This window comes from Bradyrhizobium sp. 23 (assembly GCF_023073295.1).
In the GTDB taxonomy this organism is placed as follows: domain Bacteria; phylum Pseudomonadota; class Alphaproteobacteria; order Rhizobiales; family Xanthobacteraceae; genus Bradyrhizobium; species Bradyrhizobium canariense_D.
In genome coordinates this window covers 155,302-166,795 of sequence record NZ_JADPJF010000148.1, presented here as the reverse complement: position 1 = coordinate 166,795, position 11,494 = coordinate 155,302, and the positions used below count along the sequence as shown (strand labels likewise).

12 protein-coding genes are annotated in these 11,494 nt (G+C 63.4%); 5 read left to right on the top strand and 7 right to left on the bottom strand.

Annotation, left to right across the window (positions count from 1 at the left end; all coding sequences use genetic code 11):
• The 4 genes from IVB32_RS34120 to IVB32_RS34105 all read right to left on the bottom strand — a co-directional run.
• The coding region (locus tag IVB32_RS34120; protein ID WP_247412821.1) for a TRAP transporter large permease subunit at nucleotides 1–668 on the bottom strand (668 nt) is incomplete at its 3' end.
• The gene (locus IVB32_RS34115; RefSeq protein ID WP_247300264.1) at nucleotides 665–1,246 is read right to left on the bottom strand and encodes a TRAP transporter small permease; all 582 of its coding nucleotides are present in this window, start codon (nucleotides 1,244–1,246) and stop codon (nucleotides 665–667) included. The genes IVB32_RS34115 and IVB32_RS34120, both read right to left, overlap by 4 nt.
• Before the next feature lie 149 nt (nucleotides 1,247–1,395).
• Nucleotides 1,396–2,403, bottom strand: coding sequence for a TRAP transporter substrate-binding protein (locus IVB32_RS34110; RefSeq protein WP_204510592.1), 1,008 nt, complete (start codon nucleotides 2,401–2,403; stop codon nucleotides 1,396–1,398).
• Nucleotides 2,404–2,465: 62 nt separating this feature from the next.
• On the bottom strand, nucleotides 2,466–4,196 hold the full coding sequence (locus IVB32_RS34105) for an IlvD/Edd family dehydratase (RefSeq protein ID WP_247300266.1): 1,731 nt from the start codon (nucleotides 4,194–4,196) through the stop codon (nucleotides 2,466–2,468).
• A gap of 175 nt (nucleotides 4,197–4,371) precedes the next feature.
• On the opposite strand from IVB32_RS34105, the gene IVB32_RS34100 reads away from it, so the two are divergent.
• Both IVB32_RS34100 and IVB32_RS34095 read left to right on the top strand, forming a co-directional pair.
• Nucleotides 4,372–5,073, top strand: a complete 702-nt coding sequence (locus tag IVB32_RS34100) for a GntR family transcriptional regulator (RefSeq protein ID WP_247300268.1) — start codon at nucleotides 4,372–4,374, stop codon at nucleotides 5,071–5,073.
• A gap of 180 nt (nucleotides 5,074–5,253) precedes the next feature.
• A complete protein-coding gene (locus IVB32_RS34095) occupies nucleotides 5,254–5,670 on the top strand; it encodes a DUF1236 domain-containing protein (protein ID WP_026233295.1) in 417 nt (138 codons plus the stop codon).
• A 66-nt stretch (nucleotides 5,671–5,736) separates the two neighbouring features.
• Here IVB32_RS34095 and IVB32_RS34090 read toward each other — a convergent pair whose 3' ends face one another.
• Nucleotides 5,737–6,150, bottom strand: coding sequence for a hypothetical protein (locus tag IVB32_RS34090; RefSeq protein WP_018457074.1), 414 nt, complete (start codon nucleotides 6,148–6,150; stop codon nucleotides 5,737–5,739).
• Between the two features lie 300 nt (nucleotides 6,151–6,450).
• Here IVB32_RS34090 and IVB32_RS34085 point away from each other — a divergent pair, with 300 nt between their 5' ends.
• Nucleotides 6,451–7,722 (top strand): MFS transporter, encoded by a 1,272-nt coding sequence (locus IVB32_RS34085; protein WP_247367055.1) that lies wholly within the window; start codon nucleotides 6,451–6,453, stop codon nucleotides 7,720–7,722.
• Nucleotides 7,723–7,760: 38 nt separating this feature from the next.
• On the opposite strand, the gene IVB32_RS34080 is transcribed toward IVB32_RS34085, so the two are convergent.
• Entirely contained in the window at nucleotides 7,761–8,585 is an 825-nt protein-coding gene (locus IVB32_RS34080) for an NAD(P)-dependent oxidoreductase (protein WP_247367068.1), read from the bottom strand.
• An 89-nt stretch (nucleotides 8,586–8,674) separates the two neighbouring features.
• Here IVB32_RS34080 and IVB32_RS34075 point away from each other — a divergent pair, with 89 nt between their 5' ends.
• Both IVB32_RS34075 and IVB32_RS34070 read left to right on the top strand, forming a co-directional pair.
• Nucleotides 8,675–9,652 carry an SMP-30/gluconolactonase/LRE family protein gene (locus tag IVB32_RS34075; RefSeq protein WP_018457077.1) on the top strand — a complete coding sequence of 326 codons (978 nt, stop codon included), beginning with the start codon at nucleotides 8,675–8,677 and terminating at the stop codon, nucleotides 9,650–9,652.
• Nucleotides 9,653–9,686: 34 nt separating this feature from the next.
• Nucleotides 9,687–9,989 (top strand): hypothetical protein, encoded by a 303-nt coding sequence (locus IVB32_RS34070; protein ID WP_247300270.1) that lies wholly within the window; start codon nucleotides 9,687–9,689, stop codon nucleotides 9,987–9,989.
• Between the two features lie 54 nt (nucleotides 9,990–10,043).
• On the opposite strand, the gene IVB32_RS34065 is transcribed toward IVB32_RS34070, so the two are convergent.
• Nucleotides 10,044–11,474 (bottom strand): aldehyde dehydrogenase family protein, encoded by a 1,431-nt coding sequence (locus IVB32_RS34065; RefSeq protein ID WP_085352131.1) that lies wholly within the window; start codon nucleotides 11,472–11,474, stop codon nucleotides 10,044–10,046.
• Between the last annotated feature and the right edge of the window lie 20 nt (nucleotides 11,475–11,494).

Below are 11,494 nucleotides of genomic sequence, written 5' to 3'. Positions count from 1 at the left end.
ATCATCAGCGGCAGCGCCGCATCGCCCGCCGCGAACACCACCTGCCGCAGCGGCGCGCGCGGCTTGCGCAGGCCGGACGGGCCGAAGAAATAGCAGTAGATCATCAACCCGAAGCCGATCATCAGGCCCGGCACGACGCCTGCCATGAACAGGCCGGCGATCGAGACATTGCCGACGGCGCCATAGACCACCGCGGTGATGCTCGGCGGCACCAGCGCCGCGATGGTCGATGCGGATGCGATGATCGCGGCGATGAAGGCGGGCTCGTAACCCTCGCGCTTCATCGGGCCGCCCAGAGCGCGGCTCATCACAGCGACGTCGGCCGTGGTCGAGCCCGACATTTCCGAGAAGAACATGCTGAAGACCACCACGACCTGCGACAGGCCACCTCTGATGTGCCCCACCAGCGACACCGAGAGGTTGGCTATCCGGACCACCACATTGGCCGAGCTCATGAGCTCGCCGACCAGCAGGAAAAAGGGGATCGCCAGCAGCGCCTCGGAATCGACGCCGTCGAAGATTTTCTGGATGATTGCGGCGAGCGAGACGTCCGACAGCAGCGCGCCGATGAAGACACCGGCCATCAGCGAGAACGGCACGGGCACGCCGAGATAGCCGAACGACAGGAAGCAGACCGTCATCAACGCCAGAACAAGGGGTGCGCTCACGGCTGCGCCCTCATCTGCGCGTCGGTGATAACAGGCGCCCCGTCATCCTCTTCGGGTGGCTCGGGGTGGTCAAAGCCGTTGCGCAGACCGTTGACGAGCTGCTCGATGGTGAACAGGCCGACCAGCACGCCCGACAGCGGGATGATCGCGTAGAGCGAGGCGATCGGCGTGCCCGACGGCAGGCGAAAACTGCCGAAGCCGCGAAGATAGTTCTGATATCCGTACAAGATCAGGCCGAAGGCGACGCCGAGCACCACGATCCGGATGATGACTTCGACGATCAGACGCGGCGTGCCGTGCATCGCCTCGGAGATCGCGGTGAGATAGAGGTGGTCGTTGCGCCGGGTCGCGGCCGCGGTGCCGACGAAAATCGCATAGATGAACAGCGTCGAGGTCACTTCCTGGAGCCAGAGCCAGGGATGGCCGATGGTACGGGTGACGATGTCGGCGGTCACCGACAGCGAGAAGCCGAAGCAGAGCACGCCGCAGAGGATCATCAAGGCGAGCTCGAGCCAGTCCAGCCCGCGCCATTTGAGGTGACGTTGGCGTTCCACCAGCAGTTTGTCGGCGATGGTCATCACTATCCCCGTCGTCCCGGCGAAAGCCGGGACCCATACCCCCAGCTGCGTGTGGCCAAAGCAAGCTGGCGGCTATCCTGCCCCAAGCGCCGCCGCGACGTATGGGTCCCGGCTTTCGCCGGGACGACGCGGAGGCAACGGTACGCGGCCTAGTTGATCGAGCGGATCAAATCCTTGATCTTCTCGGCGTGCGGGCCGAGCTCCTTGGCGAGCTTATCGAGATAGGGATCGGCGATCGCCGTGAAGGTCTTCTTGTCGACGTTGTCGACGATCTTCACGCCCATCTTCTTCAGCTTCTCTGCCGCGGTGCGTTCGAGGTCGAAGGCCTTCTGCGGCTCCTTGGAGCTGACCTCGTTCCCCGCCGCCTGGACCCATCTCTTCTGCTCGGCCGACAGGCTCTGCCAGAGCTTGTCCGAGATGAACACCAGCGCGTTGTTGGCTTCGTGCTCGGTGATGTTCAGGACCGGCGCGACCTCGTAGTGCTTGTTGACGAGGTAGACGTTGATGCTGTTCTCGGCGACGTCGACGACGCCGGTCTGCAGGCTCGTGTAGACGCTGCCGAACGGCATGTGCACGGTCTGGGCGCCGTAGGCTGGGAACATGGTGTCCTCGGTCGCAGTCGCCTGCACCCGGATCTTCAGGCCCTTGATGTCGCCGACATTGTGGATCTCCCTCTTCGAGTACATGTGGCGCACGCCCTGCGAGCCGGTCGCGATGACGTGCAGACCCTGTGTGGTCTCGTCGATCATGGTCTTGAGCGCCTCGAACACTTTTGGATCGGCCAGACCCTTGACCACGTGGTTCTCGTCGCGGAACAGGAAGTGCAACGACATCACGCCCGCTTGCGGCGAGATCGTCGCGGTGTTCGCCGAGGAGATGATCGAGAACTCGACGTCGCCCGCCTTCACGAGCTGGAGCACCTGCGGCTCCTGCCCGAGCTGCGCGCCCGGATATTGATCGATGATCATGGTGCCTTTGCTCAATTCCTTGAGCTTTTCGGCAAAGAGGTCGCCCGCGATGGAGTAGCCGGTATTGCGCGGCTGGTCGTAGGCGAAGCGATAATGCTTCACCTCCTGCGCAGATGCGCCCGTGACGAACAGGATTGCGGCCGTTGCCGCCAGCCGATGTAAGAATCTTGGCATGGATCGTGCGATCATCGTTTCCCCCTGTTTTAACGCCCGCCGCTTTAGCGGTCTGGGCTACGCTTCCGGGTGGTTGGTCACCCTCTCTTAGTTTTCTGCTCAGTCTTATTCCCAGTCCTTTGCATGAAATCGAAATCGCAGCCCTCGTCGGCCTGCATGATGGTCTCGTTGAACAGCCACGCATAGCCGCGCCGCGCCTCATCCGGCGCAGCCGCGGGCTTCAATGCCGTACGCCGCCGTTCCAGCTCGGTAGCATCCACCAGAAGCTCGATGCTGCGCTTGGCGACGTCGAGCCGGATCATGTCGCCGTTCTTCACCAGCGCCAGCGGGCCGCCGACGGCGGATTCCGGAGTGATGTGCAGCACGATGGTGCCGAATGCGGTGCCGCTCATGCGCGCATCCGAAATGCGCACCATGTCCTTGGTCCCAGCGCGCGCGAGCTTCTTCGGGATCGGCAGATAGCCCGCCTCCGGCATGCCGGGCGCGCCCTTAGGACCGGCGTTGCGCAGCACCAGCACGTCATCGGCCGTGACGTCGAGATCGGGATCGTCCACCCGCAGCGTCATATCCTCGACCGATTCGAACACCACCGCACGGCCCGTGTGTTGCAGCAGCTTTGGGCTCGCGGCGGATTGCTTGATAACCGCGCCGCGCGGCGCGAGATTACCGTGCAGCACGGCGAGGCCACCTTCCTTCTTGATCGGATTGTCCCGCGGACGGATCGCGTCCTGGCCGGGCACGTCTTCCGCGTTCGCCGCGATATCGCGCAGCGTCTGGCCGGTGATCGTCTTGGCATCGAGATCGACGAGATCGCCGAGTTGCGCCAGCAGTTTCGGCACGCCGCCGGCGTGATGGAAATGCTCCATGTAATGCTCGCCGGACGGCTTGAGATCGACCAGCACCGGCACCTCGCGGCCGATCTGGTCGAACACCCCGAGGTCGAGCCGGTGTGGCGAACGATGTGCCATCGCGGTCAAATGGATCAGGCCGTTGGTCGAGCCGCCGATCGCCTGGAGCACGACCTGGGCATTCTTAAAAGATGCCGGCGTCAGCACCTCGCTCGGCTTCGGACCTTTGGTCTTGGCCATCTCGGCGGCCACCCTGCCGCTCGCCTCGGCAAGGCGAAAGCGCTCCGCATGCGGGGCGGGAATCGTCGCGCTCATCGGCAGCGACAGGCCCATGGCCTCGATCATGCAGGCCATGGTGGAGGCGGTGCCCATCACCATGCAGGTGCCGACCGACGGCGCAAGGCGGCCGTTCACCGCCTCGATCTCGACATCATCCATTTCGCCGGCGCGATACTTGCCCCAGAGGCGACGGCAATCGGTGCAGGCGCCCAGCACCTCGCCCTTGTGATGACCAACCACCATGGGGCCAACGGGGATGACCACCGTCGGCAGGTCGGCGCTGATCGCCGCCATCACCTGCGCAGGAAGAGTCTTGTCGCAGCCGCCGATGACGATCACCGAATCCATCGGCTGCGCGCGGATCATCTCCTCGGTGTCCATCGCCATCAGATTGCGCAGATACATCGAGGTCGGATGCGCAAAACTCTCCGCGATCGAGATCGTCGGGAACACGAACGGCATCGCGCCCGACAGCATCACGCCGCGCTTGGCGGCCTCGATGATCTGCGGGACGTTGCCGTGGCAGGGATTGTAGTCGCTATAGGTGTTGGTGATGCCGACGATCGGACGCTCCAGCGCGTCGTCGGAATAGCCCATGGCCTTGATGAACGCCTTGCGCAGGAACAGCGAGAAGCCGGCATCGCCATAGCTCGTCAGCCCTTTGCGCAACCCACTCGTCATCATACCACTCCCATTACCGGGTCATTGTCCTACAGACTGCCCCTTGATTGTCAATAAGACAGACGTCATCCTGCCATTTACCCGTGTTGCGCGCTGGTGGGAGACCAGATTATTGACAATCAGGGCCTTCCCTGCTCCACAGGACGAACCGGCCAAGCGCCGGGAGGCCGAGGGCATGTCCGACATTCACATCGCAGACGCCACGATGGTCCGGCGCGACGATCCGGACGACATCGTCGCGCGGCTCGAAGAGGACATCATCTTCGGCCGACTTGCGCCAGGCGCGCGCCTCACAGAGGACGCGCTGATGTCGGCTTACGGCACTTCGCGCCATTTCGTGCGGCAGGCCTTGGTGGATGCGGAGCGCCGGGGCATCGTCCGCCGCGAGAAGAATGTCGGCGCCACCGTGCGGTTCTATTCGGCCGAAGAGGTCCGGCAGATCTACGAGGTCCGGGAGATGCTGACCCGGCAGGCGGCGCTGATGATCCCCCTGCCCGCACAGCAAGGCCTGGTCGACGAGCTCTCTGCATTGCAGCGGCAATATTGCGCGAGAGCGGATTTGCAGGACCTGCGCGGCATCCATGAAGCCAACGACGCCTTCCACCTCGCGCTGTTCTCGGCCTGCGGCAATCCATATCTGGTGCGCTCGCTGCAGCACTACATGAACCTGACCCTGCCGATGCGCGCCAAGAATCTCGCCGACAGCGACGGGCTGGCACAATCGCGCCGCCAGCACGAGCTCATGATCGAGCTGTTGAAGGGCCGCGACAGCTGGGCGCTGGCGCAGCTGTGTGTGGATCACATGCAGTTCAGCAAGAAGGATTACCTGGCGCGGATTGGGGATGAGCGAGCCGAACAGGAGGGCCCGCGTTCATAGATGGGAGACGTTCGCTTCTCGCGGTGGTGCAGTTCACGCGGTAAGGGCGCGCTGGATTGCCCGCAATTGCAGGCCGCACGAGCCCATTCGGGCAATAACGCCCGCAGTCCACAACTTCCGGGGAACCTATGGTCGGCTTGGTACTTGGTCTTGCACCAATCCCCCACCATAGGAGCTGCCATGATTTGCCGTTTAGTCGGAGCCGCCGCTGTTGCCGTCGCCGTCCTGCTTCCCGTAACGACCCAGGCCCAGGGCGTTCCCGGAGGCGTCGAACGCGGTGCGCGGGATGGTGAGCGAGCGGCAGGGCCTGTCGGTGCAGTTGTGGGTGGCGTCGTCGGCGGAGTCGTTGGCGGCGTGGCGGGAGTCCTTGGTGTCGATCAACGTCCTCGCTTTCACTCCTACGTCGTCGAACAGCGGCGGCCCTCATATCAGTACCGCGAGGATGTGAGAGTCGGGGCGGTTCTTCCGGAAGAGGGCGTGACCTATTACGAGGTGCCGCCCGAGTACGGCGCCCGTGAGTATCGTTACACGGTGGTGAACGGTCGCACGGTTCTGGTCGAACCGCGAACCCACCGGATCGTTGAGATCGTCGAATAACAACCAAGGGCCGTCTTTCGAGACGGCCCTTTCGTTTGCGCAGATCTGAATCCCTCAAGTCCAGGTTCAGTACCGCCTCAGCAGACCGCGATCCACGCTGGCATCGCCATAGTCGGCGCATGCTCTCTTCGGGTTTCTGATCAGATCGGTCCGGACGCGCCTGAACGTTTTGCCGGCAGCGTCGGACACTTCGGGGCGGAATTTACCGGGATCGGAGCTCTCGCCATCGCGGGCCTTGATGGCTGCAGCATAGGCGTCGATCATCGCCATCGCGGCATCCGTGCTGCCGAGAAGTCGGGCGCCGAGCTGTACACTGCCGGCACCATTGACCTCGTAGCCGACACATCGTTGTTCGAGCACCGCGGATGCGGTGACGAGCTGGTCGAGAAACGTCGCCTCGGCGTCGCCGAGCATCGCGGCTCGCGCCGGTCCCGACATGAACAGCGTGAGCAGTACGGCGGCTGGCAATTCGATTTTCATTGTCCTGACTCGCGCTGCCGCCGTTGAGCCGTGATCGAGGCACCGATTGCCGAATTGCGGTCTCGCAAAATCGAGAGCCAGACGGCCAGAGCAACGTTGATCTGGATCAATGGCCGGAACGGCCAAAGCGAGGCTCAGGCCTTTGCGTCGCTCGCCCCGTGTGAATCGAGGCACCACGGCGGGACGGACACTAAAACTGTTTGTCAAGCCATCGAAATTTCGCAGAGCCGGAAATAAATATGGGCCGGGCTCCGGCGCCACGTCGCGCGTCCTCCTCCACTCCCTCCCAAATGAAATGCCATGACCGAACAAACCCTGACGGAGCCGATCGCCGAGCGGCAAGCGCCATCCCGAGGCTTTTCGCGCTACCAGGCGATCCTCGTTGCGCTGCTGGCGCTGGTCCAGTTCACGATCATCATCGATTTCATGATCATGTCGCCGCTCGGCGCCATCATGATGCCGGCGCTCGATATTTCGGCCGCTCAGTTCGGCGTGGCGGTCTCGGCCTATGCGTTCAGCGCGGGGATTTCCGGTATCCTGGCGGCCGGCTTTGCCGACCGGTTTGATCGCAAGCGGCTGCTGTTGTTCTTCTACGCCGGCTTCACCCTTGGCACGATGCTGTGCGCGATCGCGCCCAACTATCATCTGTTGCTGCTGGGGCGGATCGTGACCGGCCTGTTCGGCGGCGTGATCGGCTCGGTCGTGCTCGCCATCGTCACCGATTTGTTCACGCTGCAATTGCGCGGCCGCGTCATGGGTTTCGTGCAAACCGCCTTCGCCGCTAGCCAGGTGCTGGGCATCCCGGCCGGTCTTTTCCTCGCCAACCAGTGGAACTGGCACGTCGCGTTCGGCGCGCTGGTCGGACTGTCGGTAATCGGGATGACCGCAGTGATGCTCCTGATGAAGCCGGTGAACGGCCATCTCGGGCTGAAGCAGGATCGAAATCCGTTCCGGCATCTGATCGCCACGGTCTCGCAGCCGCGTTATTGGATGGCGTTTTCGGTAACGACCCTGCTGGCGACCGGCGGCTACATGCTGATGCCGTTCGGCAGCGCCTACACCGTGCACAATCTCGGCATCGACATCGTGCATCTGCCGACGATCTATCTCGTCTCCGGCCTGTTCAGCATTGTCATCGGCCCGCTGGTGGGACGCGCGAGCGATGCCTTCGGCAAATACCCCACCTTCGTCTTCGGCAGCGCCATGTCCATCGTGATGGTGCTGATCTACACCCATCTCGGCGAGGTGAGCCTGACGGTCGCGATCCTGGTCAACGTCCTGATGTTCGTCGGCATCTTCTCCCGCATGATTCCTTCGCAGGCGTTGATTTCGGCAATCCCCGAGCCGGCGCAACGCGGCTCCTTCAGCGCGGTCGGCGCGTCGCTGCAACAGCTCTCCGGCGGGCTCGGCTCCGTGCTCGCCGCCGCACTCATCGCGCAGGACGCCGACGGTACGCTCCGGCATTTCGACCGGCTGGGATACGTCGTCGTGACGACGGCGGTGATTTCCCTGATCCTGATGTACTTTGTACAGAGGCCCATCGCGGCCCAGGCCGGCAAACGCGTTGGCTAGGGCGTCGATTCCGACGCCCTGGATTTGCGAATGCGCTCCTACCGCTTGGTCCAATCGATGATGCGACTTGTGTCGCCGTCGAACTCGTTGCTGCAGAACGCGCCGCCCTGATAGTGATCGCCGACCGGATCGGGCTTCAGCTTGGCCTGCTCGGCCATCGCATGTGCCACATGATCCTCGGAGCGCCCCGTCGGACGGTAACCGAACTCGTAGGCGCGGTGGTTGTCCCACCAGGCACGCTCGTTCAGGGACACGCCGTAGAAGATCTCGAAATGAATGTCGGGATGCTGGAGCCCGATCCGGCAGAGCTGCACCAGATCTTCCGGCTTCAGCCAGATCGAGATCCGGCGATGGTCCAGCGGCACGTCGCCGAAATTGCCAATGCGAAGGCAAGTCACCTTCAGGCCATGCTTGTCAGCATAGAGCGCGCCGACCGCTTCGCCGAATACCTTGCTGACGCCATAGCGGCCGTCGGGGCGCGGGGTCACGTCGGTGCCGATCTTGTGGTGGCGGGGATAGAATCCGACGGCATGGTTCGAGGAGGCGAACACCACACGCTTGACGCCCTTGCGATACGCGGCCTCGAACAGATTGTAGCCGCCGATGATGTTGGCCTGGAGGATGTCGTTCCAGGGACCTTCGACCGAATAGCCGCCGAAATGGATGATGCCGTCGACGCCCTCGCAGATCGCCTCGCACTGCGCCAGGTCAGAGAGGTCCGCCGCCTTGAATTGTTCGTTGGGGCCGAGATCGGCGGGCGGGCGGATGTCGCTGAGCAACAGGTCCGGATAGATCGGCGGCAACAGTTTTCGCAGACGCGTTCCTATCCCGCCCGAAGCTCCCGTCATCAAGATGCGCGCCATGTCTTTCCTCGCCTTTGGCAACCAATTTGCGGTCACATGTCTCTAATGATAGCAGGATTGTCCAGAGGGAACGAAACGAGAGAACCGACATGAATGAGGCATCGTCCCATCCCCAGGAGCGGCCAGGCTGGCGGCCGGCGAGCTACTATCCCGATCCGGCGATAAAGGCACTCGATCCCCGCTTCGAAAAATACTGGCTGAAACTCTCGGCGGTGGAGCGGCTGACGACCGGCCTGCGCTGGGCCGAGGGTCCGGTGTGGTTCGGCGACGGGCGCTATCTCCTGTGCAGCGACATTCCGAACCAGCGCATCGTCAAATGGGAAGAGGAGACCGGTGCGGTCTCGGTGTTCCGCAAGCCCTCCAATTTCGCCAACGGCAACACCCGGGATCGGCAGGGTCGGCTCGTCACATGCGAGCATGGCGGGCGACGCGTCACCCGAACCGAATATGACGGCAGCATCACCGTGCTGATGGACTCGTTCGGCGGCAAGAAGCTCAACTCGCCGAACGACGTCGTGGTGAAGTCCGACGGCGCGGTTTGGTTCACCGATCCCACCTTCGGCCTGCTCGGCAATTACGAGGGCTACAAGGCCGAGCCCGAGATCGAGCCGAACGTCTACAGGTTCGATCCCACGACCGGCAAGGCGACCATCGTTGCCGAAGGCGTGCTCGGGCCCAACGGCCTGTGCTTCTCGCCGGACGAGAAAATCCTCTACGTCGTGGAATCACGCGGCGTGCCGAACCGGAAAATCCTCGCCTATGACGTCTCGCCTGACGGCACCACCATCTCCAACAAGCGCGTCCACATCGACGCCGGCCCGGGCACGCCGGACGGCATGCGCTGCGACATCGACGGCAATCTCTGGTGCGGCTGGGGCATGGGCGATCCCGAGCTCGACGGCGTGGTGGTGTTCGCGCCCGACGGCGTCATGATCGGCCGCATCGCGCTGCCCGAACGCTGCGCCAATCTCTGCTTCGGCGGCGTCAAGCGCAACCGCCTGTTCATGGCCGCGAGCCAGTCGATCTACGCGTTGTATGTGAACACGCAGGGCGCGGTCGGGGGATAGTCGTCGCAGCTTCAGACCCCTCTCAGGATTCTCCATGACCGGCAAAGGTTGGATCAACATTACGGGCGAATATGGCCTAGTTGTACGTCGAGCAGCATTGGTCGAGAGAGCGATTGCCTTAGATAATCTGTTGAAGACTCTGGAGGTCGATCAACCGCTTGATCAGAGTGACGACCTATTGTCGTTCGGTCCGCATTTCGGGCGCGAAGCCCTGAAAGCGATGAGCGCACGCCTGACAGAGTTGGGTTTCATTTATCATGACGATTTCTTCGAAATTGTGACGGACTACCCGGGGTGGTGCCGCCTGAAAGCACAGGGGGCAACCGTAAGAGAATAGAAAACGCCGGAGCGGTGTCCCGCTCCGGCGTCATGTTCACCCAGGCAGTAACGCCTACGCCGCGTTGAAGCCAGCGACGGCCTTCACTTCGAGGAAGTCCTCGAGGCCGTACTTGCCCCACTCGCGGCCGTTGCCGGATTGCTTGTAGCCGCCGAACGGTGCGCTGCGATCGTTGGGCACGCCCTGCAGATTGACGTTGCCGGCGCGGATCTGCCGCCCGACGCGCTTGGCGTCCTCGACGGAAGCGCCCGTAACGTAGCCGGCAAGCCCATAGGGCGTGTCGTTGGCGATGTGCACCGCTTCGGCTTCGTCCTTGGCGCCGATGATCGTCAGCACCGGTCCGAAGATTTCTTCGCGGGCGATGGTCATGTCAGGGGTGACGTCGGCAAAGATGGTGGGACGGACATAGAAGCCCTTGTTGACGCCTTCGGGCAGGCCCGGACCGCCGGCGACGAGCGTTGCGCCTTCGTCGATGCCCTTCTTGATCAGACCCTGGATCTTGTCCCACTGGCCGCGGTTGACCACGGGACCGATGGTGGTGCCTTCGGCGCGCGGATCGCCCGCCTTGGTCTTGTCGGCGACAGCCTTCGCGATCGCGGCGACTTCCTTCATCTTCGAGGCCGGCACGATCATGCGCGAGGGCGCGTTGCAGGATTGGCCGGAGTTGTTGAACATGTGCATCACGCCGCCGGTCACCGCCTTCGTGAGATCGGCGCCTTCGAGGATGACGTTCGGCGACTTGCCGCCGAGCTCCTGGCTGACGCGCTTCACGGTCGGTGCCGCACGCTTGGCCACGTCGATGCCGGCGCGGGTCGAGCCGGTGAAGGAGATCATGTCGATGTCGGGGTGCTCGCTCATGGCGGCGCCGACCTCGGGGCCGAGACCGTTGACGAGGTTGAACACGCCCTTCGGCACGCCGGCTTCATGGAGGATTTCCGCAAAGATCAAGGCCGAGGTCGGGGTGAACTCCGACGGCTTCAGGATCATGGTGCAGCCGGCGGCGAGCGCGGGCGCGACCTTGCAGGCGATCTGGTTGAGCGGCCAGTTCCAGGGCGTGATCATGCCGACCACACCGACCGGCTCGCGCAGCACCATGGCGGTGCCGACCGGTTCCTCGAAATGATAGTTCTTGAGCACGTCGAGCGTGGTCATGAGGTGGCCGAGGCCGGCGCCGGCCTGCAGCTTTTCGGCCATCGGCAGCGGCGCACCCATCTCGTCCGAGACGGCGGCACCGATCTCCTTGAGGCGGCCCTTGTAGATCTCGATGACCTTGGTGAGCAGCGCGACGCGCTCGTCACGGCTGGTCTGGGAGAACGTCACGAACGCGCGCTTGGCGGCGGCGACGGCTTTGTCAACGTCGGCCTTGGAGCCCAGCGCAACCTCGTACATCGCCTCTTCCGTCGCCGGATTGACCACGGCGGTGGACTTCTTGACCGCGGGATCGACCCAGGCGCCGTCGATGTAGAATTGCATGCGATTGACCATAGTGAACCTCTTCTTGGGGG

Bases quoted from the DNA above. Each gene is read 5' to 3' on its own strand.
- IVB32_RS34115 (WP_247300264.1), bottom strand. From the start codon at position 1,246: ATGACCATCGCCGACAAACTGCTGGTGGAACGCCAACGTCACCTCAAA.
- IVB32_RS34110 (WP_204510592.1), bottom strand. From the start codon at position 2,403: ATGATCGCACGATCCATGCCAAGATTCTTACATCGGCTGGCGGCAACG.
- IVB32_RS34105 (WP_247300266.1), bottom strand. From the start codon at position 4,196: ATGACGAGTGGGTTGCGCAAAGGGCTGACGAGCTATGGCGATGCCGGC.
- IVB32_RS34100 (WP_247300268.1), top strand. From the start codon at position 4,372: ATGTCCGACATTCACATCGCAGACGCCACGATGGTCCGGCGCGACGAT.
- IVB32_RS34095 (WP_026233295.1), top strand. From the start codon at position 5,254: ATGATTTGCCGTTTAGTCGGAGCCGCCGCTGTTGCCGTCGCCGTCCTG.
- IVB32_RS34090 (WP_018457074.1), bottom strand. From the start codon at position 6,150: ATGAAAATCGAATTGCCAGCCGCCGTACTGCTCACGCTGTTCATGTCG.
- IVB32_RS34085 (WP_247367055.1), top strand. From the start codon at position 6,451: ATGACCGAACAAACCCTGACGGAGCCGATCGCCGAGCGGCAAGCGCCA.
- IVB32_RS34080 (WP_247367068.1), bottom strand. From the start codon at position 8,585: ATGGCGCGCATCTTGATGACGGGAGCTTCGGGCGGGATAGGAACGCGT.
- IVB32_RS34075 (WP_018457077.1), top strand. From the start codon at position 8,675: ATGAATGAGGCATCGTCCCATCCCCAGGAGCGGCCAGGCTGGCGGCCG.
- IVB32_RS34070 (WP_247300270.1), top strand. From the start codon at position 9,687: ATGACCGGCAAAGGTTGGATCAACATTACGGGCGAATATGGCCTAGTT.
- IVB32_RS34065 (WP_085352131.1), bottom strand. From the start codon at position 11,474: ATGGTCAATCGCATGCAATTCTACATCGACGGCGCCTGGGTCGATCCC.